The 22,226-nt window shown below is 62.9% G+C and carries 23 protein-coding genes; 17 read left to right on the top strand and 6 right to left on the bottom strand.

Translation table 11 applies throughout. From position 1 onward, the window contains the following. Nucleotides 1-12: 12 nt before the first annotated feature. The 3 genes from CLG96_RS12895 to CLG96_RS12905 all read left to right on the top strand — a co-directional run bounded on the left by CLG96_RS12895 (nucleotide 13) and on the right by CLG96_RS12905 (nucleotide 3,976). Nucleotides 13-426 carry an MbcA/ParS/Xre antitoxin family protein gene (locus tag CLG96_RS12895; RefSeq protein WP_107968375.1) on the top strand — a complete coding sequence of 138 codons (414 nt, stop codon included), beginning with the start codon at nucleotides 13-15 and terminating at the stop codon, nucleotides 424-426. Further along, nucleotides 423-1,142, top strand: a complete 720-nt coding sequence (locus tag CLG96_RS12900; RefSeq protein WP_107968376.1) for an RES family NAD+ phosphorylase — start codon at nucleotides 423-425, stop codon at nucleotides 1,140-1,142. Before CLG96_RS12895 ends, CLG96_RS12900 begins: the two co-directional genes overlap by 4 nt. Before the next feature lie 341 nt (nucleotides 1,143-1,483). Continuing rightward, nucleotides 1,484-3,976: a hypothetical protein gene (locus tag CLG96_RS12905; protein ID WP_133175399.1), complete on the top strand. Its 2,493-nt coding sequence runs from the start codon at nucleotides 1,484-1,486 to the stop codon at nucleotides 3,974-3,976. A gap of 37 nt (nucleotides 3,977-4,013) precedes the next feature. Here CLG96_RS12905 and CLG96_RS12910 read toward each other — a convergent pair whose 3' ends face one another. Then, nucleotides 4,014-5,756 (bottom strand): hypothetical protein, encoded by a 1,743-nt coding sequence (locus CLG96_RS12910; RefSeq protein WP_107968378.1) that lies wholly within the window; start codon nucleotides 5,754-5,756, stop codon nucleotides 4,014-4,016. 456 nt (nucleotides 5,757-6,212) lie between these two features. Here CLG96_RS12910 and CLG96_RS12915 point away from each other — a divergent pair, with 456 nt between their 5' ends. The 9 genes from CLG96_RS12915 (at nucleotide 6,213) to CLG96_RS12955 (ending at nucleotide 13,677) form a co-directional block, all read left to right on the top strand. Further along, the gene (locus tag CLG96_RS12915; RefSeq protein ID WP_107968379.1) at nucleotides 6,213-8,222 is read left to right on the top strand and encodes a ParB/RepB/Spo0J family partition protein; all 2,010 of its coding nucleotides are present in this window, start codon (nucleotides 6,213-6,215) and stop codon (nucleotides 8,220-8,222) included. Nucleotides 8,223-8,376: 154 nt separating this feature from the next. Continuing rightward, nucleotides 8,377-9,315, top strand: a complete 939-nt coding sequence (locus CLG96_RS12920; RefSeq protein ID WP_107968380.1) for an ArdC family protein — start codon at nucleotides 8,377-8,379, stop codon at nucleotides 9,313-9,315. Between the two features lie 11 nt (nucleotides 9,316-9,326). Next, nucleotides 9,327-9,749 (top strand): hypothetical protein, encoded by a 423-nt coding sequence (locus tag CLG96_RS12925; RefSeq protein ID WP_107968381.1) that lies wholly within the window; start codon nucleotides 9,327-9,329, stop codon nucleotides 9,747-9,749. A gap of 295 nt (nucleotides 9,750-10,044) precedes the next feature. Then, the gene (locus tag CLG96_RS12930; RefSeq protein ID WP_107968382.1) at nucleotides 10,045-10,998 is read left to right on the top strand and encodes a DUF2493 domain-containing protein; all 954 of its coding nucleotides are present in this window, start codon (nucleotides 10,045-10,047) and stop codon (nucleotides 10,996-10,998) included. A gap of 127 nt (nucleotides 10,999-11,125) precedes the next feature. After that, a complete protein-coding gene (locus CLG96_RS12935) occupies nucleotides 11,126-11,602 on the top strand; it encodes a DUF6878 family protein (RefSeq protein WP_107968383.1) in 477 nt (158 codons plus the stop codon). Between the two features lie 11 nt (nucleotides 11,603-11,613). Continuing rightward, nucleotides 11,614-12,021 (top strand): DUF6915 family protein, encoded by a 408-nt coding sequence (locus CLG96_RS12940; RefSeq protein ID WP_107968384.1) that lies wholly within the window; start codon nucleotides 11,614-11,616, stop codon nucleotides 12,019-12,021. After that, nucleotides 12,018-12,287 (top strand): DUF5983 family protein, encoded by a 270-nt coding sequence (locus CLG96_RS12945; RefSeq protein WP_107968385.1) that lies wholly within the window; start codon nucleotides 12,018-12,020, stop codon nucleotides 12,285-12,287. Before CLG96_RS12940 ends, CLG96_RS12945 begins: the two co-directional genes overlap by 4 nt. Before the next feature lie 78 nt (nucleotides 12,288-12,365). Continuing rightward, on the top strand, nucleotides 12,366-12,884 hold the full coding sequence (locus tag CLG96_RS12950) for a hypothetical protein (protein WP_107968386.1): 519 nt from the start codon (nucleotides 12,366-12,368) through the stop codon (nucleotides 12,882-12,884). Between the two features lie 400 nt (nucleotides 12,885-13,284). Further along, the gene (locus tag CLG96_RS12955; protein ID WP_107968387.1) at nucleotides 13,285-13,677 is read left to right on the top strand and encodes a single-stranded DNA-binding protein; all 393 of its coding nucleotides are present in this window, start codon (nucleotides 13,285-13,287) and stop codon (nucleotides 13,675-13,677) included. 116 nt (nucleotides 13,678-13,793) lie between these two features. On the opposite strand, the gene CLG96_RS12960 is transcribed toward CLG96_RS12955, so the two are convergent. Beyond that, complete coding sequence (locus CLG96_RS12960; protein ID WP_100865750.1) at nucleotides 13,794-14,024, bottom strand: DUF6437 family protein; 231 nt, start codon at nucleotides 14,022-14,024, stop codon at nucleotides 13,794-13,796. Nucleotides 14,025-14,346: 322 nt separating this feature from the next. Here CLG96_RS12960 and CLG96_RS12965 point away from each other — a divergent pair, with 322 nt between their 5' ends. Continuing rightward, nucleotides 14,347-14,583 carry a hypothetical protein gene (locus CLG96_RS12965; protein WP_107968388.1) on the top strand — a complete coding sequence of 79 codons (237 nt, stop codon included), beginning with the start codon at nucleotides 14,347-14,349 and terminating at the stop codon, nucleotides 14,581-14,583. Between the two features lie 81 nt (nucleotides 14,584-14,664). Here the strand turns inward: CLG96_RS12965 and CLG96_RS12970 are convergent, their stop codons facing one another. Continuing rightward, on the bottom strand, nucleotides 14,665-14,859 hold the full coding sequence (locus CLG96_RS12970) for a hypothetical protein (protein ID WP_107968389.1): 195 nt from the start codon (nucleotides 14,857-14,859) through the stop codon (nucleotides 14,665-14,667). A gap of 450 nt (nucleotides 14,860-15,309) precedes the next feature. Here CLG96_RS12970 and CLG96_RS12975 point away from each other — a divergent pair, with 450 nt between their 5' ends. The 4 genes from CLG96_RS12975 (at nucleotide 15,310) to CLG96_RS12990 (ending at nucleotide 21,273) form a co-directional block, all read left to right on the top strand. Beyond that, nucleotides 15,310-15,636, top strand: coding sequence for a hypothetical protein (locus CLG96_RS12975; RefSeq protein WP_107968763.1), 327 nt, complete (start codon nucleotides 15,310-15,312; stop codon nucleotides 15,634-15,636). Then, nucleotides 15,633-18,002, top strand: a complete 2,370-nt coding sequence (locus tag CLG96_RS12980; RefSeq protein ID WP_107968390.1) for a type IV secretion system DNA-binding domain-containing protein — start codon at nucleotides 15,633-15,635, stop codon at nucleotides 18,000-18,002. Before CLG96_RS12975 ends, CLG96_RS12980 begins: the two co-directional genes overlap by 4 nt. A gap of 37 nt (nucleotides 18,003-18,039) precedes the next feature. Next, on the top strand, nucleotides 18,040-20,964 hold the full coding sequence (mobF, locus tag CLG96_RS12985; RefSeq protein ID WP_107968765.1) for a MobF family relaxase: 2,925 nt from the start codon (nucleotides 18,040-18,042) through the stop codon (nucleotides 20,962-20,964). A 69-nt stretch (nucleotides 20,965-21,033) separates the two neighbouring features. Then, a complete protein-coding gene (locus tag CLG96_RS12990) occupies nucleotides 21,034-21,273 on the top strand; it encodes a hypothetical protein (protein ID WP_107968391.1) in 240 nt (79 codons plus the stop codon). 24 nt (nucleotides 21,274-21,297) lie between these two features. Here the strand turns inward: CLG96_RS12990 and CLG96_RS12995 are convergent, their stop codons facing one another. The 3 genes from CLG96_RS12995 to CLG96_RS13005 are packed head-to-tail and all read right to left on the bottom strand — an operon-like array spanning nucleotide 21,298 to nucleotide 22,219. Beyond that, on the bottom strand, nucleotides 21,298-21,495 hold the full coding sequence (locus tag CLG96_RS12995) for a DUF6961 family protein (protein ID WP_107968392.1): 198 nt from the start codon (nucleotides 21,493-21,495) through the stop codon (nucleotides 21,298-21,300). Further along, nucleotides 21,495-21,803, bottom strand: a complete 309-nt coding sequence (locus CLG96_RS19195) for a DUF5818 domain-containing protein (protein WP_243395765.1) — start codon at nucleotides 21,801-21,803, stop codon at nucleotides 21,495-21,497. The genes CLG96_RS12995 and CLG96_RS19195 overlap by 1 nt, the downstream gene beginning before the upstream one ends. Continuing rightward, nucleotides 21,794-22,219 (bottom strand): thermonuclease family protein, encoded by a 426-nt coding sequence (locus CLG96_RS13005; protein WP_207796686.1) that lies wholly within the window; start codon nucleotides 22,217-22,219, stop codon nucleotides 21,794-21,796. The genes CLG96_RS19195 and CLG96_RS13005 overlap by 10 nt, the downstream gene beginning before the upstream one ends. Nucleotides 22,220-22,226: the final 7 nt, after the last annotated feature.

Raw genomic sequence — 22,226 nt, forward strand, 5'->3', positions numbered from 1 at the left:
TGGAGACTTGTCATGCTAGCTTTGCAACCCGTTGATACTGCTGCTCCGGCGTTTCGTCCGGATCCGATTACCCAGGACGAGGCTGCCGCTATGTTCAGGGCGGTTCTCAGCCTCTTTGGCAAGTGGGAACTTACCGACGAGCAGGCGGCGACGCTGCTTGATATGCCGGTGCGCTCCTATCGGCGCTGGAAGGCTGAAGGAGCCGGCCGGGTCTCGCGTGATGGCGCGGCTCGCCTTTCCAACTTGATGGGCATTCACAAGGCGCTACGGATCGTCTTTTCGGATGCTCAGCGCGGTTATGCCTGGATTAAGGCAGGAAATAGCGCCTTCGCCGGATCGAGCGCACTTGATGTCATGCTCGGCGGTGAACTCACCGACATCATGCGCGTGCGCCGCTACCTCGACGCCGAGCGCGGTGGCTGGTGACGGCTCCAGAGCAAGGCCCTGTTTCCCATGTTGAGTGGAAAGGCGCTGTCCGGATCCTCCGCAGCGCCTTTCCGCCGATCGACCTGTTCGAGGACATCGCCGACCCCGCTGATTGGCCGCTGCTGATCTCGGCAGAGCAAAAGACCAATCCCCGGATCATGGCGACCATCGGCAATCTGGACCTTGTGCCAGCGGACCGGCGGGTAGGCGGAAACGGTGCGTCTTATCTGATGGCGCCGTTCACCCATGTCAGCACGGACCGGCCAAGCCGCTTCACCGATGGCAGCTATGGCGTTCTCTATGTCGGAAATGCCTTCGAAACCGCTCTCTTCGAAACCATCCATCACCATGCCCGGTTCATGGCCAGCACCGCCGAAGAGTCCGGTTGGACTTCTCAATTCCGGGAGATCGTTCTTTCGGTCAGTGCCGACCTGCACGACCTGAGAGGAGCCGAGCCCGCCAATCCAGCCCTTGATCCCGACAGCTATGTGGCGTCCCAGAGGCTTGCAGCAGCCCTTAAAGCGGGTGGGGCCGATGGCATGGTCTATCCGAGCATCCGGCATCCCGGAGGGGAATGTGTAGGACTGTTCTACCCTGACTGCGCATCAGAACCCGTCCAGGGACGCCATCTCGACTATCATTGGGACGGGACGCGCGTCGATCTGGTGCGCGACGCGGGGACGGGCGCGGTCTTTCGTGTGGTTCATACCGCCTGAACCTAAACCATATTGATCCGGTTGAAAGAGAGGGAGCTGTTTGGCCGCTTCGCGCCCCCAACTGGGGCGGTCGCATCATCTAGTCGTCATCCCGACGGCTGCCTGCCAACAAGATCGCGCGGTGACAACGTTACGCCGTGAGGGCACCTGACTTTACCTCAGGCCCGGCCGTTCGCGGTCGAGCCTTTTTCAAATTCGCAGAGATTGTTTGATCAGCCGACACAAAAGTTCCGGATAGAAAGATGTAGCGTCATTCTTCTCCAATCCGCCTGCTTTTGTCCTTGTGCTTTCATTCCAGGCGAGACAGCATCGTCTGAGGCAGATTGTGTGGGGAGGGGCACATGCAGCGGTGGGGGTGGAGCGCAGCGACGCTGCTGGTCGCATTACTTGCAGCCATCGGCTTGCAGTCGAGCAGCATGTCCTCGGCAGTTGAGTTCGCGAACCCCAGGATGGAGGGGCCGTTCTTCGCCGCACCAGATGTGATTGCGGCCCTGGATTGCCCCGATGCCCAGTGCGAGGGTCCTCTGAGCTTCCTGCATCTGATGCGCAGCGAACTCTACGAGATCAAGGCAGCGGGCTTGCCGGGCAAGAACCCCTTTGTCGAACGGGCCGAGACGCGGTCGATCGTTGAGACGGTTCGTGACGACATTTCGAACATCCGCGTCGCGGCAGGAAGCCCTCCCGACCAGCTCGACCCGCTTTTCCTCACAAGCACTGACAGTCGCGTCCAGCTGGTTGGCATCATCAACCGCATGGATCGTCAATTTCATGCATCGCAGCGCGAGAGCGCATGCGGTGAGATCAGCCTCATCTACCGGTTTGCGTACAGCCTCTCACGCTTGCCCGTCACGATGAACCTCGTCTTCCCGGCGGCTGTCGGGACGCTTCATTGCAAGGAATCCGCTCAACGCTGGCTCGATGCGATGTCCAAGGAACGCACGATGAAGCCGGCCGCTTTCGCTAACTATCTCGTGTCGAAGTCAGGGCCGCTTGCGCACATTAAGGGCGGGAACATCGCTCGCCTCGAGCTCAATATGCAGACCTATCGCAAGCCTGGGAGCATCGACACGACGGATTTCGGATCGGAAGCGACATATCTCATTCGGGTCTTCCGCTGGAATCCCCTCGAGCGTGCTTTTCAACCGAGCACGCTGCCCAACGAGATCAATCGCCATGCTCTACTCTGCGACGCGGACGATGACCCGCAAATTTGCAACGTGAAGCGTGGGCGCCGTGCTGCGCTGGTCGACTATCTGCAAAAGCCCGGGGTCGTCGAAGAGATCGACCGCGGCACACTCGATGTACCGCAAGAGCTCAACGTCCTTTCGCTGCGCGCAATCTCTGTTTCGCCCGGCGGACAGCATCGGTCTTCCAACCAGCCCTACTGGAACGCCGCTATCGTCTCCGATCGTCCTGCAAGCGAGATTGCGCGCGAGCAGGTCATTTCAGATGCCGAGATCGGCAAGGCGATGGACAACGCCCGCGCCGCGGGCGTGACGCTCGAGCATATCGGCAATGCGGACGATTTCCGGCAAAGGCTGAACGACACGACCTGTTCCGGCTGCCATCAGGCACGCGCGATTGCCGGCTTCCATTTTCCAGGGCTCGATTCAGCCGACACCCAAGAAAATTACGCGGCAAACGCAGTCTATCTCGCGGGCTCGCCCCAATTCTATGCGGACCAGCCGCGGCGGATGGAAATCGTCCGGGCGATTGCGAAGAGTGCCGATGGGGCCATTCCCAAAGCGGCGCTGGCCGTGTCGTACAGCGCGCGGCCCGACGACAGGTTCTCGGCTGACTTTAAGGGTACTGCCTATGTGGGGGGATGGGGTGCTGCCTGCTCGATACCCAATGCGACGTCTGCGGCCAGCAAGCGGCAATGGTCGTGCCAATCGGGCCTTGCCTGCCAGGGTCTGTTCCAGTCGGACAACGCGAAGGGCATCGGCACGTGCGTTCCGGACAAACGTTTTGAAATCGGCGACCATATGCAACTGGGGAAGGTTTCGACGACTGGCTTTGGTCACGATGTCTATGTCCGCTTTGGACCCGAAATCGCGCCGTCGGAAACGAACTACCTGAAACGCGTGTTCGGACTCGACACATTTGACGAGCGCAAGACGACGATCGATCCCAAATTCTTCCCTCCTACTGGCCCCAACGGCAATTCCTATTATGCCAGCCACCAGGAATTCTATGTCGGTTTGCGCGGCGATCCTTACCGCAAGATGCTTGCGGAGTGTGCCGACGGCACCCGACCGAAAGCGGAATGCTATTCGATGCGGCGCGACAGGCTGAGCGGTGGCTTTCCCTCGGGTATGTTGCGCCTGTCCGAGTGCCAGGACCTCCCAGGCGAATCGACCTGCGGCATGGTCGCGTCCTCGGGGTTCAACGACTGCATGGTGCGCCTTGGCTCGCCGGGTTACGAGGATTTCAATCTGAAGACATGCTTTGAATATTTCACCTCCTATGCCGGCATGAGAGCCTGCGATATCGGCAATCCTTGCCGCGACGACTATATCTGCGTCGCGCCTACCAGTCCCCGACCGAAGCTCGAGACCGAACGCATGTTTCGCGAGCGGCTCAAACGACTGCAGGATGCATCGCCGACGAATCCGTGGAAGCGGATCATCGGCTCGCCTTACGACCCTGACCAATATGGCCAGAAACAGCCCGATACTGCGTGGATCAACCGAAACGATACAAGGGGTGTTTGCATTCCTCCTTACTTCGTTTTCCAGTTCCGTTCCGACCGCCATCCAAGCTTCGGGCCTAAATCGGGTTCGGCCCTGCAATCGCACGCGCCGTCGATGCTCAAGCAGGTCGGGGAGTTCTAGAGGCAGTTAGTTTGGGTTGAATGGCGTGTGCAGACTTTTAGATCCAGTAACGATGGCCACGGCGGAAGCCGCCCTGGCCATGCGCGATGAAAGCTTGCGCAACGGCGTTTTTGGAAAAAGGCATGCCTGAGATCTCGGTGTAACCCGACCCGGCCAGGCGATCGCGCTGCAATTCGACCGTCGACTTGACGTCCGCCAGCAAGTCGTCCTGGAACGCCTTCACGATCCCCTTTTCACGGATGAGCGCGGGGATATCTCCGGTCCCTTGATCGATGAGCGCCTGGATCGCCTCAATCGATAGCTGGACCTGGTCCGATGAATTCTGGTCGAGCTCGGCTTCAATCCGGATGCCTCGGCCTCGCTCGCCTGGTTGATCGAAACCGGTAGGCCATTGCCCCGCTGCATAGGCGCCAGGCTCATAGACACACCACCGGTCTTGCGAAATCAGGATTGCTTCTGCCGAAATCATGCGCCGGAAACCATATTTGACCAGAATGGCGGCAACGTCGGTCAAGCGCGAAACCTGTGCCCGAACGTGCGTGATCAGCCGGTCGAGATTGGGCGGTACCGGATTCATCGTGCCAGCAAGCTGTTCCCAATTTGCGAGCCGCTGCCGCACATCCAGCAGCGTATCGAGCTGGAGGTTCGTTCGCCTGCGTTCCTGATAGATTGTCAGGTCGTGCGTGAGATAGAGATTATTGCGCCGATCATGCAGGCCAAGATCGATCAGCTTCTGAAGAAGCCGGCGTGCCTCAGGCAAGGGTGCGCCGCCCGTATATCCGAAGCGCGCGATCGCGGAAAGCTGATCGAGTGAAGGCATGGTGTCGCCGAAATATTCGCTTTGAATCCGGCGTTCCCATTCGCTTCTGACGATCCGGCCTCCAGCGGACAGATCCGGACGGTCCTCCCGGAACTGCACGAGTGCCCGGCGCTGCTCCTGCCGGACCCGGGCTCGCAACGAAAGCTTGCCGCGCATCAGCACGCGATCTTCCGAATCCAAATAAGCGTCGAGAAAGTTCTCCCGGTTGAAATGATAGGGCGGGTTCTCAGTGGGATCCGTTTCGAGATGTAGCGGGTTGCGAAAGCGCAACACCAGGGCGACACGCTCCTCATCTTCCCAGAAGTTGCCGGACAAGCCCGCAAGATCGAGCTTGATCCAGGGCTGAACGGTCGCCAGGTTTCGAAACTGGGCCCAGGATGTTGCATCCGGCTCGAAATCCGCGTGCGCTTCGAATTCTTCGCGGTCGCGCCCGAACAGGGGCTCCGGGACGTTCAATATGAAGCGTGGAAACAGGGCAGGAGTAACAGCCAGTTCCGCTTCGTTGTCCGTGCCTACCGCAAGCGGTGCCTTCCACGGCCAACCCCGCCTCGGTTTGATGAACGCATCCTCTCCGGCGCTTGCGGGAATGAGGGCATAGGCCTCGCCTGGCTCGTACAAGCGCAACAGTTGTGCCGCGGGGCTTAGCATACGAAGGTCGCAACGCACCGCGGAAAGTGTCGAGGCCACGATATCGTCCAGGAGACGGACGAAGTTTCCGAACGCGATGCCAAGGGTGTCGGCCAACATCTCGGCGCGCGCACGATCGGTCTCTCCTGTATTGCCGGAGCGAAGGTACCTCGTCTCGAATTCTTGCCAATCTTCCGCACTGCCGAGTTCCAAATCGATGCCCGGCTTGGCAGTCAGGAGAAGCACAATGTTTCGGCTAAAAAGCGTATCGGCACATCGCTCGAAATAGGGACCGAGACCTTGGTCCGCGGCGAATATCTCACCAAACGACACCGTCGCCGAGGATCGATCTCTATCTGCTATCACTTGGCGTCCCCCCCTGCCTCGTCCCGCAAGAGTTGAGTGAACAGCGGTGGCACTGTCAATTCAATTATGGCCTTTGCAGAATTGATGAGAGCGACGTTCCCCGTCCCTTACCACCCGTTCTCTAAGCTCATGTCGCCCGAAGAAACGGCACACGCTGAGTCCGGCTAGATGACAGCACAACCGTAATCGCCATCACTTTGTGGTGGAGCCGCTTATGTCGGGCATTGGGACACTACCTTGCAGTGGGCAAGATACACCGAATACCGCAGCTAACTATTGTCTGCTTCTTGCGATGCATGGTCTGAAGCGGCCAGTCCGGAAACGACGCCCCTGCAGACATGAGAGGGGAGGAGGCTTTGCCCTGATTGAGCCGGTTGGGCGTCGATGGTCGATGCGCTGGGCTCGCAATCAGGAGTATGTGCCATGATCAAGACGATCCCGCTGAACAAGCTGGTTCCTTCGCCGCGAAATGTCCGCCGCCATAACGACCCGGCGGCCGACGCCGAGCTCAAGGCCAGCATTGCCGCCCGCGGGCTGCTGCAGAACCTCATCGTGCGCCCGGGCGCTAAGGGCAAGTTCGAGGTTGAGGCCGGCGAGCGCCGCCGCAAGGCGATGCTGGCTCTGGCGGACGACAAGGTCCTGCCCAAGGACCACGAAGTGACCTGCCTCGTGCTCGAAGACACCGCCGAAGGCGCCATCGAGACAAGCCTGGCGGAGAACTTCCATCGCCTGGCGATGAATCCGGCCGACGAGGCCCAGGCCTTCGCATCGCTGATCGAGGCGGGCGCCTCGATCGAGGATGTGGCGCGCCGCTTCGGCCTGACAGTCCGTTTCGTCGAAGGTCGCCTGCGCCTCGCCAAGCTCGCGCCGGTCGTGTTCGAGGCGCTGGCTTCGGGCGAAATCACGCTCGACCTCGCCAAGGCATACGGCGCCACTTCGGACCAGGCGATCCAGGCTCGGGTCTTCGAGCAGGTCTCGACCGGCTACTATGCCCCGAACCCGGACTCGATCCGCCGCATGGTGCTCTCGGGCACGGTCCGTGGCAGCGACCCCCGTGCTCGGCTCGTTGGGCGCGATGCCTATATCGTCGCCGGTGGCCTGATCGAGCGCGAGCTGTTCGATGACGAGGACAGCGAAGCCTGGGCCGATGTTGCGTTGCTGGAGACCCTCGCCGCGGCGAAGATGGAGGAACAGGCCAAGGTCCTCGCCGAAGAACAGGGCCTCGCGTGGATCAAACCGACGCTCGATCCCTACGCCAGTCATGACCTCATCGAGGGCTTGGTCCGGCTCCCGGCCGAACCCGCACCACTCACCGAAGCCGAACTCGCTCGGCTCGATGAACTCGACAACTCCTATGACGAACATGCCGCGATCCTCGAAGATGAGGACAGTGCCGAGGAAGCCGTGGCCGCGGCCGAAGCGGCGATCGAGGCGATCGAACGCGAGTGTCAGGATATCCGGGCTCGTCCGCCGGTGATCGCGCCCGAACTCAAGTCCGAGGCAGGGATGATCCTCGTACTGTCGCGCGATGGCACGCCGGTGCTCCAGCCGGTGTTCTACGGCGAACGGGAGGTCGACGGCGGAAACGATGACGCGGTCGAGATCGTGTCGGGCGAAGCCGGGGAGGGCAAGCGCCGCGCGGCGCTGTCGAAGCGCCTTATCGATGAACTCGCGATGCAGCGCCGCGATGTCCTTGCGCTCCATGTCGCGTCCGATCCCGGTCTTGCGCTCGACCTGATGGTCTTCACGCTCGCCGACGCCGATACCCTCGACTACCGGGCGCGTTCGGCAACGACACTGCGGGGCGGCACACCTGCCGGCCCGATCATCGGGTTTGAGGCAAAGGATGCCGCGGCAAGCGCCTCGCTCGCCGAGTTCAAGTCAGGCCTCGACGAGAACTGGCGTGGCGGCGCGGACGTGTCGGAGCGGTTCGACCGGTTCCGGGCGCTTTCCGATGACGCCCGTGCCGCTTGGCTCGGTCACGTCGTCGGTCGCACCCTGGAAGCAAGTCTCAACATGGCCGGCGAGCGCAGGATCGACTTCCACGATCATCTGGCCACCCTCATCGGCATCGACATGGCCGCTTGGTGGCGCCCGACTGCGGCGAACTACTTCGACCGGGTGTCGAAGGCGGTGATCCTCGACGCGCTGGCTGCGGTTGGTGGTCCGGACATGTCGAGCCGGTTCGTCTCGGTCAAGAAGGGTGATCTCGCGATGAGCGCCGAGCGCGTCTTCGGTGGGACCTACATCACCGAAGTCGAGGTCCGCGAACGCGCGCTCGCCTGGGTGCCCGAGGTCATGCGCTTTGCCGGCGCCGCGACCGTCGAGGTCGAAGCGGACAATGCGCAGATCCCCGAGTCCACCGGCGAAGCCGTCGCGAGCGCCGAAGGCGCCAACGACGACAATCAGCCCCCCCGCGAGCTGGCTGCCTGACCTCCTCCTGACAGGCAGGCCACTCGCCCCTCCGAAGCGGTCCCTTGGCTTTGCCCAAGGTGCCGCTTCCTTTTTGGGAAGAGAGCGGAGGCAGCTCGATGCTGAGCGGAACTGACCGGCGAACCTGCCGGCAGGCCACATCAGGAGAGCCCTCATGGCTTATCGCAAACCCTCGCCCGCCGGATTATCTCCCGCGACCCGCATCACCCAGGAGATCATCGCGCGGCTTGAAGCCGGGACCAAGCCGTGGGTGCAGCCCTGGCGCGGCGTGCCCGTGTCGCGGCCCTTGCGCGCTTGCGGCATTCCCTATCGCGGCATGAACGTATTCTGGCTGTGGATGGTCGCCGACATGTGCGGCTACGCCTCGCCTTACTGGATGACCTACAATCAGGCCAAAACCCTCGGCGCCCAGGTCCGCAAGGGTGAGAAGTCGACCTTCGCCATTTTCTACAAGAGCTACACCAAGGAGGTCGAAGCGCCCGATACCGGCGAGAAGAGCGACGAGGCGCGCCGTGTTCTGAAGGCCTATCCGGTGTTCAACGCCGATCAGGTCGAAGGTCTGCCCGAGCGGTTTCATCCAGCCATCACGCTCGATTTGGTCGAGCCCGAGGGGCGCGAGGCCGAGCTCGACGCCTACTTTGCCGCGATCCCCGTCAATCTGCGCCACCAGGGCTGCGAGGCCTACTACGAGCCAACCCCTGACCGAGTGACCATGCCGCCAGCCAGCCTGTTCTCCGGTTTTGACCACTACTACGCGACTCTCGCCCACGAGTTGTCGCACTGGACCGGTCATTCCAGCCGCCTGGCGCGCGATCTCAAGAACCGCTTCGGCACGGCGGCCTATGCCGCCGAGGAACTGGTTGCCGAACTCTCAAGTGCGATGCTCGGGGCCCAACTCGGTCTGCCGGTGACACATCTCGACAGTCACGCGAGTTACATCGAGCATTGGCTGAAGCTCCTGCGCGAAGACGACCGCGCAATTCTCACCGCCGCGGCCAAGGCCGAGGAAGCCTCCAGCCTGCTGCTGAAGCTCGGGGGGCGAGCGATCGCAGATGTCGCCGATGAACCCGAAGATGTCGCACTCGCAGCCTGACGGAGGACACCATGGGCCGATCGGTCAGCTATCCCAGCGGCGCGATCGTCGCGTTCACCCTGCTTGAAGTCGATGACGAAGGGGACTGGGACTTCGAATATGAGTGGCTGCGCGCGGACCTCAGCGAGCGCGCTGCTAAAGCCTTTCCGTCGTTTGAAGCCCACGATGGCTGGCGTGGCCGTGAGGACCGGATCCTCCGGCGCAATGCGTTCGCCGACTTCGGGGTCTCGGTCTACGGCGGTCTCGTTGCCGTATGGGTCGTTGAACGCGATGACGGGGCCTATTGGGACGCTGAATGGCGTAGCGCCCGGAGCCCCCGGGCGCAGCATTGGATTCGCCAGATCGCGCCCCGCTTCGACGCGCTGTTCGGCGACTACGATTGCCTCGGACATATGTCGGACGGCGAGGGCGTTTACCGCAAGCGTGCCGCCTGAGACCGGGCCGGTCGAGGCTTCGTTTGCATAGCGCCTTCCGATCCTGGCGGGACAGCGCAACTCATGGCTCGCACCATGCGAGAGAGGCCCTGGGCCAGCCGGCGGCGCCCGCGCAACCCGGCTTGGCCAGGCCCGTGTTGACCGGTCCCTGCGGGACACGGCCTGCCCGCGCCAGCCTGTCCAAGCGGGTTTCCCTCCGGTGCGCGTGTCCGCCCAAAGCTGGCCCTGATGGGCTCTCGCTGGCGCAGCCAAGAGCGGTCCGCGTCAGCCTCACGCCAATCAGGAGGACACGCCCATGCATGCCAGTTTTGCCGACCCGCTCGCCGGTCTCGATCTCGCCGGATTTTCGATCGGTCCCGCCCCAATTTCGAGCAGCGATTTTCCGGTTCGCGAAGCCGTCCTTCAGACGCTCGAAGCGGTCTGGTCCGATCTCTTCGCGCTCGTTTCCGGGACCGCGCTCGAGGCCGACGCCGAGGATCTTGGCTGGGCCTTCGTCAACCTGTTCCACCGCTCCGCCGAGCGCAAATCGACCGCGCTCGACCGCGCCACCGACGAAGTTCGGGCGCTCGTCGCCACTGCCGATGGCTCCGAAATCCAGACCCACGAACTTGAAACCCAGGTCGAGCGTGCGCAATGCGCCGAAGCCGCCATGCTGGCGCTCGAAGAGATGCGAGAGATCGCGGCAAGCCTTTATCTCAACGAATTCGGTTCGTCCTGGAAGCCGGTGTCGAGTTCGCGTTTCAACCACGGCGCGATGCTGACCTCGGCGCTGGTCGAGGGGCGTGATTTCCTGCGCGCCCGGGCCGAGGCCAAGCGCCGCGCGGCGATGCCCGAGGGCACGCCGGTCGTGTTTGCTGGCGGACGCACCCGTCATCCCAGCGAAGCCGACGCACTCACCTTCGCCAACAATGTCTGGGCGACCCTCGACAAGGTTCGCGACCGCGTTCCCGACATGGTGCTGATCCATGGCGGCGATACCAAGGGCGTCGATCGCCTGGCGTCGAGCTGGGCCGAGCGGCGAGACATCCCCCAGGTGACCTTCTCGCTCGACATGCGGCTTGGCGCCCGCGCGGGCTTCAAGCGCAATGAGCGCATGCTTTCGCTCGATCCGAGGTACGTCGTCGCCTTTCCGGGCAATGGCGTCCTCGAACGCCTGGTCATCGAAGCCAAGACGCGCCGCATCACCGTCGTCGATCGCCGCGGTCCGCTCGGCACCAGCCCCAAGTCGGGAGCCCATTCGCCCAATTGAAGGCCGATTAGCCGTTGCGCCAGCGCCCCGATGGCGCTGGCGTAATCTGGGCAGAGGAGAGGGGCGCGCCTGCGGTTTTGGACCTGGCGGAGTGGCCGTCAGGTATCCGTCACAGGAGGACACACCTATGACCGATACGGGTCAACGCATCGATGCGGCCATTGTCTGGGCCCAAATCGAAGCACAGCACGCCGAACGCAACCGCCTCGCCGACGAGGTTCGGCCGCGCAACAAGGCCGCGATCCTCGCCGCGCTGGCGGCTGCTGGTATCGCCTATGTCATTGTCACATTCGATGGGTCGGGCGATTCCGGGCAGATCGAGGACGTCTCGGCGTTTGCCGATGGCGTAGTCGTCGATATGCCCGTCACTGAAGCCGAGATCAGCACGCCATCCTGGGACGGCTCTGGCTTCGAGAGCCGGAACCTGCGGCTGCACGATGCGATCGAGCAGTTCGCTTACGACTTGCTCGAGGAGACCCATGACGGCTGGGAAATCAACGAGGGCGCCTATGGCGAGTTCAGCTTCGACGTCGCTGGGAACGCGATCAGGCTTGACTACAACGAGCGGGTCGAGACCACCGAATTTTCCGGCCACGAGTGGTGAGGGAGGCATCGATGGGACATTGTTATCATCATGCGCTTTCCTCGGTGCGCAAATGGGGCGGTGGGCCTGAGGATTATCTCGCGCTTCATCAATGGTTCGATGAATCGAAGGCGATCACAGCCGATTTTCGACACCGTGCGCTGCGCCATCATGCCGAGGGCATCTTCATGCTCGAACGCTTCTTCGGTGCAACGATCACGGTGTCGTCCGGGCGCGTCGTGCCAGTACGCCTGATCGGCGAACAACATGTCCGCGAGGATCTCGGCTTCATCCCGAGCTTTGCCGACTGGGTGCGCTGTATCCGGCCCGAACCCTGGATGGGCCGTGCGCAGCCGATCCACCGCGATGTTGATCCGTTTGCGTCGGGCGATCCTGCACCACAACCTGTCGTGGCGCTCGTTGCGGGAAGCCGGCCATGATTGTCGCCTATCCGCTGCGCCTCTTCCTCGACTGCTCGACGGCGCATCTCTCACAAGCCGCCCGCGCCTATATCGACCGGACGGACGTGGTCGCCTCGCCCACACCCTATGGCTGGTTCGTCTGGGCCAGCGAAGAACCCGGCGACGGTGTGCCCCCCGACCTCATGGCGATCATGGCACAAGCCCGATCGCTCGGTGCGGAATATGTCAACTTCGACTGCGATGCGGACGAGATCGACGGCTTGCAGACCTTCGACTGGGATTAGCCAGCCACAACTTTTCCGCCTTTTCAACCCACTGAGCCCGGCCATCGCGCCGGGTTTTCGCACGTCTGGAGACTTTCAATGGCTGACTACTACACCCCCACCGTCGTCGATCCGGTGATCCCGGTTTCGGCAATCCTGCCGATCGAAGCCATGTTCTTGAGCCAAGTTTTTGACGAGGACGTTGAGAACGGCATTGCCTATTATTTCAGCGAAGACGGCGCGAGCGACCTCATCTTCTTTGATCCGAAGGAGGTGCGCGAGGCTCTGGACGCTACCGATCATGCCTCGAGCCGTTTGGTCGCCAAACTACGCGATGAGCACACTGACGCGATCCAAGGCGACGAGGAATTCGAACTCGACATGGCCGGAGACCTCTGGCCCGACGTGCTGCAGGACATCGTGCGCCGAGCGCCCGATCTCCAGGATCTGACGGTCACCATGGCGTTCACCTGTTCCAAGATGCGGCCCGATGGTTTTGGCGGTCTCGCCATGCTGATCACATCCAGCACAATACGGTCGGAATCGACCCACACGCTGTTCGACCGCTTCTACAAGGACGCTCGGGCCAACGGGGAGTTCAGCCATGGCGATTCCTGACTATGCCCGAGCAGCAATCGTCAGGGATGCCGCTCTAGGCGGTGCCGTTTCGAAAGCAGAGTTGCCTGCTGGAAAAACTGCCGGTGCGCATCGCAATCTGACGCTGGACCGCCGTGAGCGGAAAGGACCATGGCGAAGCGGCAAGGACATGTTCAATGGCAGGTCAGGTTCTCCCGACCAACCATCCCGGACAACCCGTCTCCTTCGCGAACCGTCCCTTGAATCAGCCCCCGGACGAGACGCAACCCGGACCAAGTCCGGCCGTGTTGCCGGGCTGCGCCCGGCTGCCCGCACCACCCGAACCAGCTCCGGGTTCCCCTCCGGTGCGTATCGCCGTTGGCCGCTTCTTCACTTGGTTCGCAGCCGGGATGGTCCCGGATGCTCGATCAGGAGAAGACCCATGACCAATCTCGTTATCCTCGTCGGCCGCATCGCCCGCGATCCCGAAGCCCGCACCACTCAGGGCGGAACCAGCATCACTTCGATTTCGGTTGTGACCGACCGGCCCGCCCGCAAGGACGGCAAGACCTTCAAGGACGAGAACGGCTACACCGTCAAAGACAGCGAATTCCACCGCGTCACCTGCTTCAACGGGCTCGGCCAGAACGTCGCCAAATACTGCACCAAGGGCCAGCTGGTGACGATCGAGGGCCGCATCCACTACACGCAGTGGGAAGACCAGAGCGGCACCAAGCGCTACGGCTGCGAGATCATCGCCGACAAGGTCGACTTCCTCACCAAGGGCGGCCGCTCGAACAGCAATGAAGGTGCGCCCGACATCGACGAGGACTGATCGTCATGTTCCACGACAAGGCCCCGGTGGCACACGCCATCGGGGCCTTATTTTGTGCTTGCCGGCGTTGGCGGCGACGCGGGGCATCGAGCCCGCGCGCCGCCGCGGGTGACCGACTACTTCGCCGCCAGGCGCTTGAGGGTTTCATCGATCCCGAGCGCCATCGACGCCTGAACGACCCGCTTGAGTTGCGCCGGTTCGATCGTCTCGGCGCCGCATTCAACGAGCAGCTTGCCGAGTTCGGTTGCGGCTTCATCGCGAAGCCGGACCTCCTGCGCGTCGAGTTCGAGACGCTGTTCGCGCAGCTTCTTGAGTGCATCCCGAGCACTCGGTTTGGACCTGGCCATCAGTGTTCCTTTCGGTGGCCGTGGGTCCCCTCCGCAGCCGATAATGTCAGGCGGCCAGAGTGTAGGAAATTGGTTTTTCCGCTGACCTTGCTCATCCCTGCAGAGGTTGGATGAGGTCTCTCTCGCAGAAGTCCGATGGTGATGTAGGCTTTGGGGCCGCGTCAAGGACGACGGGGCCCCACCATTTTTCCGGGCAAGCCCGAAAAAATCGTGACCCCCATCGCCGCTTCGCGGCCGCGCGTGCCGCGCGGTCCCTGACCCGGCCCGTCGCCCACATCCTCGCAGCTCCTGATGCGACGCATCGAACATCAGGAGGTAAGACATGTACGTTTCGATGAACATTGCCCACGGTATTTTCCAGGCCGATCAGGTGGCCTTCGTTGCCGCGCTGGATCAGGCCCATGCCCGGTCCTTTCACAGCTACTTCACGCAGTACGTCCTGACCGATGACGAGGCAGGCTACATCGCGGTCGACGAGGGCGATTACGGCGCACTTCCGGCCGGGATGCTGGACCGGGTTATCGATACCGTACCGAGCAAGCTGAGCGACGAAGCTTGAGCACATTCGAAAGGAGGAAGTCCGCACCGGGCTTCCTCCTTTTCTTATGCTCGGCGACCGGATCGCGGCGCCAGGCGAGGATCAGACCGTCTGGTCCTCGCGGTCCATTGCCTCGAGTCTCTCGGGCATGTCGAGCATCTTGATCGCCGCCGCCGAGATCGCCTCGGCCATCGTCGAGTAGGTCTCTGCCGAGCTGATCGAGACCCAGCCGTCATAGCTGACGGTCGCCTGGAACCCGTTGCCCTTTGGTGTCGCGGACAAGGTCACGCTGGCCATTGTCGCTCTCCATTACGATGGAAGTCGTCCGCGATCATACCCCGGATTCCGCATCTCGCCCAGTGTCGATCAGGCCAATCCTTCACGTGCAGGATGGCGCTTCCATTCCGCCGGAAGATCGTTCCTTGGGGATGCGGGATAGGTCGGATCAGCTTGCTGGTCCTACTCCAAAAAGCGGGGAACAGGGGGCACACCGTACGCGACAGGTCGCCGTGGATTTTGCAGGCATATCACTGAAAATACGTTTATTTTTGCTCAAAATCGAAACGGGCAGCTTCTCCGTCAGATATGACTTGGCCCCTTCGCCTTACGTGGAAGTGACCGCATCTCCCGGCGCAACCCACGGAAACGCGCGCCTCTTTATGTTCTTGACATGTTCTTATGAATGACTTAGACCCTGCATTGCCTTTCGCAGTGCGCACCGGGCTCCTGACCACAAGGAGTCCGTGCATGACACGGCCAATCTGTCTCCAGGTTTACATCTCCAGCGAGCTCAGTTCGCTGATCCGCAAAGCCGCCAAAGCCAAGGGGATCAGCATGAGCGAATGGGTTCGCTCGCTGCTCGCCAATGCCTGCGCGGAGGAAGAACTCACCTCCCGTTTCAGCGCCACCGTCGAGCGCATTTCGCGTCAGTCTGTCTTCCTGATGGTCGGTGTGGATGCACTCCTCGCGGGACATGCCGACCATGGTTTGCGCGAACGGGCGCACCAGGCCTACGCCCGCAAGTGCAAGGAGATCGGTGTGGCCGGGGCCACCGGTGAGGGAGGCGTCTCATGAAACGCAACCTCGTCAATTTCACCCGCGGCAGTCAGCTCCTCGGACACTTCAGCTTCATGTTCGCAGCCGGCCTCAAGGGGCCGTTGATCATCGCTGCCATCGTTATCGCATGGACCTCGTGGTGGACGCTTTCGACAGGTCTGACCGACCAGGAAGTCTATCTCGTCTGGATGCGGGCCTATGCCGCATTTTACGGCTTTATGGAGTTCGATCCGACCAAGAAGATCGCACTCGAAACGGCGTTTGGCGGATCCATTCAATTCCCCATCGCGATGCTCGACACCTTCCCGCCTGTGGTTCGCGCCTGGGAGCATATGCTCGATTTGCTCGGCGCCGCGCTTGTGCGATCGGCGCTGTTTCTCGTGCCCAGTTTCGCGTTGTTTTACTGGTTTGCCGCGCGGTTCGGCAGCCGCTCCAAGGAGCGCAAGCACGAGCGCGGCGCAATGCTTGTCACGCTTCCCGAACTCGTCGACGAATTGCGTGATCACAACCGGCGCGAGCGTGCCCGTGAATTGTCGGAAACGCTCGGGTGGAAATGGCGCCTGTGTACCCCGCGCGAACTGGCCCGGGCATTTCCCTACCAGCCATCGCACCTCGCCACGGTCATCTATCCCTGGCGTCTCGAACAGAGCCACGCGATGCTCATCGGCACGACCGGAATGGGCAAGACCGTCGCCATGTCGGACATGCTGGCCGAGGCCCGGGCGAAAGGGCAACGCTGCGTCGTCTTCGATCTCACCGGTGCGTACATCGAGCATTTTCACGAGGGCCATCGGGACACCATCCTCAATCCCCTCGACGCCCGCTGCCCGCAGTGGAGCCTGTTCGACGAATGCCGCATAGAGGGTGAGTTCTGGGCCGCTGCCGAAGCGCTTGTCCCGCATGATGGCGGCGGGGAAGCTCAGTTCTGGGTGATCGCTGCCCGTGCGCTGTTCGTCGAGTTCTGTCTCAAGCTGGTCGCCGAAGGCAGGGGTACGAACGAGGCGCTCGCGCGCGAATTGATGACCGCCGATCTGTCGCGCGTCCATGCCATGATGCGCGGCACGATCGCCGATCCGCTAACCGCGCCGGAAGCGGCCCGCATGGCGGAATCGATCCGTGCCGTGTTCAACGTGAACGCCAAGGCGCTCAAGCTCCTCCCGACTTCGGGGAGGCACTTCTCGGTTCGCCAGTGGATCGAGAACGACTGTCATGACGACGATCGCAAGGGCTCGGTCGTGTTCATCTCGGCGCGCTATGTCGACATGAGCGTTTGCGCGCAGTTGCTCACGCTCTGGCTCGACATGGCAATGAACACGTTGATGACTGGCCCACGAACCCGGGACCTCAAGTGCTGGTTTTTCGTCGACGAGCTGGGAGCGCTGCACAGGCTTCCGGCGCTTGAGAAAGGGCTCCAGACCGCGCGCAATTTCGGCGGCGCGATTGTCCTGGGGTTGCACGCCTACGCCAAGCTCAAGGAGGTCTACGGCGAGAACATGGCGATGACCTTGTCGTCGCTGGCCCGCACCAAACTGATCCTCGGCACGGCGGACCGCGAGACGGCGACCTGGTGCTCGGATTTTATCGGCCACCGTCAGGTCCGGGACATGGAGGAGGGCTACACCTACGGCTACAACAACGCCCGAGATGCAGTCAGCCTGACGCCGCGCAAGCATATCGAGCCGCTGCTGCTGCCCGACCAGCTGATGAACCTGTCCCGGCTTTCGGGGTACATCAAATTCCCCGACGGCTTCCCGGCTGCTCCCGTGAGGTTGAAGCCGATAAGTCGGCCGAGGTTGGCGGAGACCTTCATCGGGCGGGCCGAGGAGCGTCCTGTCGCCGCCTCGTTTCGCCGCGAGACACCCGCCGGTGTCTCGTCCCATCCATCAACCTCTGCCGCTGCCGAGCATCCGTCTTCCAACGACGACGGCGTGGGCAAGCCGGTTGTTCCCAAACAGGGTGTTCTCGCGCTTGATCCGGACGCCAGCGATCGCACGCCGACGACACAGGAAGGCTTGAAGAAAGCCGATCGTGCGCGAGCGAATGATCCTACAGACAAGCCTTCCCGCGCCGCCCAACCGGGCGAGAAGACAAGGGGCGCGAAGGCGTCATCGGATGCCGCGCCAATCCCGATTGCGTCTCCCACGGGACTAGGATCTCGCAGCGATCGGACCACCGCCGAGAGCGATCCCGAAAGGGACGCGAGAGAAGCCGGCCGGCCGGATGCTCCACCGGCAAAGGCACCGGCAAGCCGGCCATCCGATTCCGACAAGGCGGCAGGTCGAACCGGTGAGCCAGAGGCCCGTCGGCTGATGGTCGAGGACGGATTGCCTGAGCGCGATACCCCGTCACGCGAAGGTCCCGATCTCGGCGATCTGGAACTGTGATGCGTGAGCTAGGCGCCGCACGGACGGGTTGGGCATCATGCTCTCTGTAGCCAATGTCCGCACCGCCGGCGGCGCTGCCAATTACTTCGCCGCCGACAATTACTACACGCGCGCCGATGCCGACCGATCGGGCGAATGGCTCGGCAAGGGCGCCGACAGACTTGGCCTGCGTGGGCCAATCGAGGCGAAGCAGTTCGAGGCTGTGTTGAAGGGATTGCTGCCAGACGGGAGCCGCGTCGGCAGCGATAATCGCGTTCATCGTGCGGGCACGGATCTCACTTTCTCGATGCCCAAAAGCTGGTCTATCCTCGCGCTCGTCGGCGGGGACAAGCGCATCCTCGATGTCTATGCCGCAGCGGTCAGGGAGACTCTGTTCTGGGCCGAGAAGAACCTCGCGGAGACGCGGATGGAGGTGCGTGGCAAGGAGCGGGTCGTCACGACGGGCAATCTCGTCGTGGGTCTGTTTCAGCACGACACGAACCGCAACCAGGAGCCCAATGCGCACTTTCATGCGGTCGTTGCCAATGTGACGCAGGGGCCAGACGGCAAGTGGCGGGCGCTCCGCAACGACAAGCTCTGGGAGCACAATACCTTGCTCAACGCGATGACCATGGCGCGCTTTCGGCTGGCGGTCGAAAAGCTCGGCTATGAGGTCGGCGAATATGGCAAGCACGGCAATTTCGAGGCCGTGGGCGTTCCCAAAGCCATTCGCGACGCTTTCAGTTCCCGGCGCGCGGAAATCCTCGATCGGCTTGCCACGATGGAGGGAAAGGGTCTTGCGGCACGCAATGTCGCAAACCTCATGACACGAGCGGAGAAAGGCCGGATCGTGGATCGCGACGCGCTTGCGCGGCAGTGGGGAGAGGCCGCAGCCAGGCTTGGTTTCGATCCCGCACAGGTGATCGCCCGGGCCAACGCGCGCGCGGCGCACGACATCGGCAACGTCGCTGGTTTTGGACAGGCGGCTCTCCGGCTCGTGCGGCAAAGCAGCGCGCTTGCCGCAGCCTTCGCGACCCGTCTCGGCCTCAGGGACAGCGACCCGCTACTGCCCGCGCGGATGGGTAACCGGACACCGGAGCAGATTGCCGCGGTCCATGCTGTTGCCTCCGCCATCCGCCACCTCGGCGAGCGTGAGGCGGCCTTCACGCGCGCCGATATATTCCGCGCGGCGCTCGGTTTCGCGCTGCCCACATCGATCATGGAAATCGAGAACCGTGTCGACCAGTTGCTGCGCCAGGGGCACCTCCTGAAGGGCAAGGGCGCCGATCGCGACCTTGTCACGACCCGCGATGCGCTCGGCCTTGAACAGCGCATCATTGCCGCCGTCGAAAGCGGGCGCGGCCTCGCTCCCGCGATCGTCCCGCCCGATGTTGCCGGGGAGCGGCTGCAGGCACTCTCCCAGCTCAAATACGGCATGACGCTGAACCCGGGCCAGGAAGGAGCGGGACGCCTGTTGCTGGCCTCGCACAACCGGATCGTCGCGATCCAGGGTGTCGCCGGCGCCGGCAAGAGCACCGTCCTGAAACCGGTTGCCGATGTGCTGCGCGAGGAAGGCAGGGCCGTGCTCGGCCTCGCGGTGCAGAACACGCTGGTCCAGATGCTCGAGCGTGAAACCGGCATTCCCTCGATGACGGTGTCGCGCTTCCTGCGTCAGCATCGAGACCTGCTCGAAGGGGCCGACCCATTGCGGGTAGCGGAGGCAAAGGCCGCGATGCGTGGCACCGTCGTACTGCTCGACGAAGCCTCGATGGTCGGCAATGCCGACAAGGAGAAACTCGTTCGTCTGGCTAATCTGCTGGAACTGGACCGCTTCGCCAGCATCGGCGACAGAAAGCAGCTTGGCGCGGTTGATGCCGGGAAACCCTTCGACGTCATGCAGCAGGCGGGCGTCGAAACCGCAATCATGAGCGTCAACCTCCGCGCTAGAGAGAAGGCGCTGCGCGACGCCCAATATGCGGCCCAGGGCGGTCATATCGACGAGGCCCTGCGGCATCTGGGAACCCATGTCGTGGAAGCCGGAAATGGGGCTGCCGTCGAAGCGGCGGCGGCTTGGCTCTCACTGTCGGCGGCGGAGCGCGAGACGACGTCGATTTATGCTTCGGGTCGGGCGCTACGCGGTGAGGTCAACGAGGCCGTCCAGACCGGCTTGAAGGCCAATGGCGAACTGGGGCCAGGGTCGATGCGGCTCGGAACCCTCTCGCGCATCAACGTGACGCGCGAGGAACTGCGCTATGCACGCAGCTACGCAGCCGGCACGGTGGTCGAGGTCGACCGGCGCCAGCGAGCCCAGGGTCTGCGGCCAGGGCGCTATCGGGTGGTCGAAACCGACATAGCGCGGGAGCGGGTCAGCCTCGAGAACGAGCGTGGCCGCCGCTTCGAGTTCCGGCCCGGCCAGTTGCGGCCGCAAGGCGAGCAGGATCCGCTGCGCCTGTTCGAAGTCCGCACGCTCGACATCCATGCGGGCGACCGGATCCGTTGGACCGAGACCGACCACAAGCGTGGCCTCCTCAATGCCGATCAGGCGCGCATCACCGCCATCGACAGCAAATCCGTCTCGGTGAAGACCTCGCTTGGGGCCGAGCACACGCTGGGGCGCGATGATCCGATGCTCGAACGGCTCGATCTCGCCTATGCACTCAATGCCCATATGGCACAGGGCCTGACTTCCGATCGGGGGATCGCGGTCATGGACAGCCGCGAGCGTAATCTGGCGAACCAGCAGACCTTCCTGGTGACGGTCACCCGCTTGCGCGACGGTTTGACGCTGTTCCTCGATAACGCCGGCAAGCTCGAGGCGGCGGTCGAACGCAATCCGGGCATGAAGCGCTCGGCTCTCGAGACCGTCGATCTCCTGCGCGATGCCGCTGCGCGAGGCCAGGCGAAGGACCGGGTGCCGGCACCCGCGCGCGAACCGCCGGAACTGGACCGCTCGCTCACCAAGCCTTTCGAGATCGGAATCTAACCGGGCTTTCCGCATCTATCCGCATGCAGCCGATTGACTCTAAGTTCTATATTTGTTCTCATTGTGGCCATGTCCCGAATCGCTGACGATGTCCTGCTGACCCATCTTGAAGTTGCGCTCGCCGTGGCGCCCGAGCCGACGCTCGCTGGTCTGAACGCCGATGATCCACGCGCGCAGCGCAGCGCCCGTGTCGATCTTGCGCGGCATCTGGTCGAGAGGATGCGTGGCTTCGTCATCGAGGGTGAGGGCTATGCCAGTGGCGGAATTCAGCCCTGCCTGTTTCCGGGCGACCTGGCGCCGATCGGGTAAGCCGCGTGTTGCGTGATGCTCCGCTCATTGCAGCGGTGTATCGCCGTCTTTTCCGGTCAACTGCGCAATCCGTCGGGCGATAGCCTGCCAGGTTTGGATGCCTGCCTCGTCGCCGGCCAGCGCCAGGGCGCCAATCTGTTCGGCGACATGGAGCGGGGCCTTGTCGCCATGCGTCGTCAGCACCTGATTGGCACAAGCCCAGAGTTCCCACTCGCTGAGCATCAGCGAAAATGTCCGGCGAGGCCGAGGAGCAAGGCTATGAAGCCGTAGCCCACGAATGCTGCGGTCAGCAGATATTCGATGTTGAGCCTGAGCCGGCGAGGGCGGGGCTGTCCTGCCGGCCAAATCTGATCGCAGACGATCCCGTTGAACCCGGCACGCTGGCCCGTGACTTCGACTTCGCAGCCGATCAGACGACGCGACGGGCGTCGCGCATCCAGTTCCCATACGCCGCCGCCACTACGAAGAAGCAGGCCATATGGTCCTTCCTCCAGGTATCCGGTGAGATGCAGGTCGGCGCTTAGCGGCACGCCGGCCCCTTCCAATAGCGATCCCAGCGAAGAACCGTCCCCGTGCGGATCATGGCGCAGGAGAGATCGGCGCCCGAAGGCAGGCGGCACCAGGCGGCTGTCCTGCTGCCTCCGGCAGACCCTTCGGAGCGGCATGTCAGCCTCGGACCTCGAATGACGACATGACCTGTCGGGATGTTGCCGCGCGGCCCGCCCAGCAGGCCTACCAGCGCATCACGGGCTTCTACCGCCGAGGCAGAGGGGCAGGGCTGGTTGGAGCGGCATGTGCCGTCCATTTCGCGCGCCGCGATCCCCGCGATGCGCAGATGCGGTCCCTCTGCGCACCAGACGGGGCCATCGCCGTCCCAGACATGGGTGGGCGTGCAAGTGAAGGTCTGCCCGGCGGCGACAATCGAGGCGGCAAGAATGACAAGCATCGGGATG

The sequence above is a fragment of the Sphingomonas oleivorans genome (assembly GCF_003050615.1).
In the GTDB taxonomy this organism is placed as follows: Bacteria; Pseudomonadota; Alphaproteobacteria; order Sphingomonadales; family Sphingomonadaceae; genus Sphingomonas_H; species Sphingomonas_H oleivorans.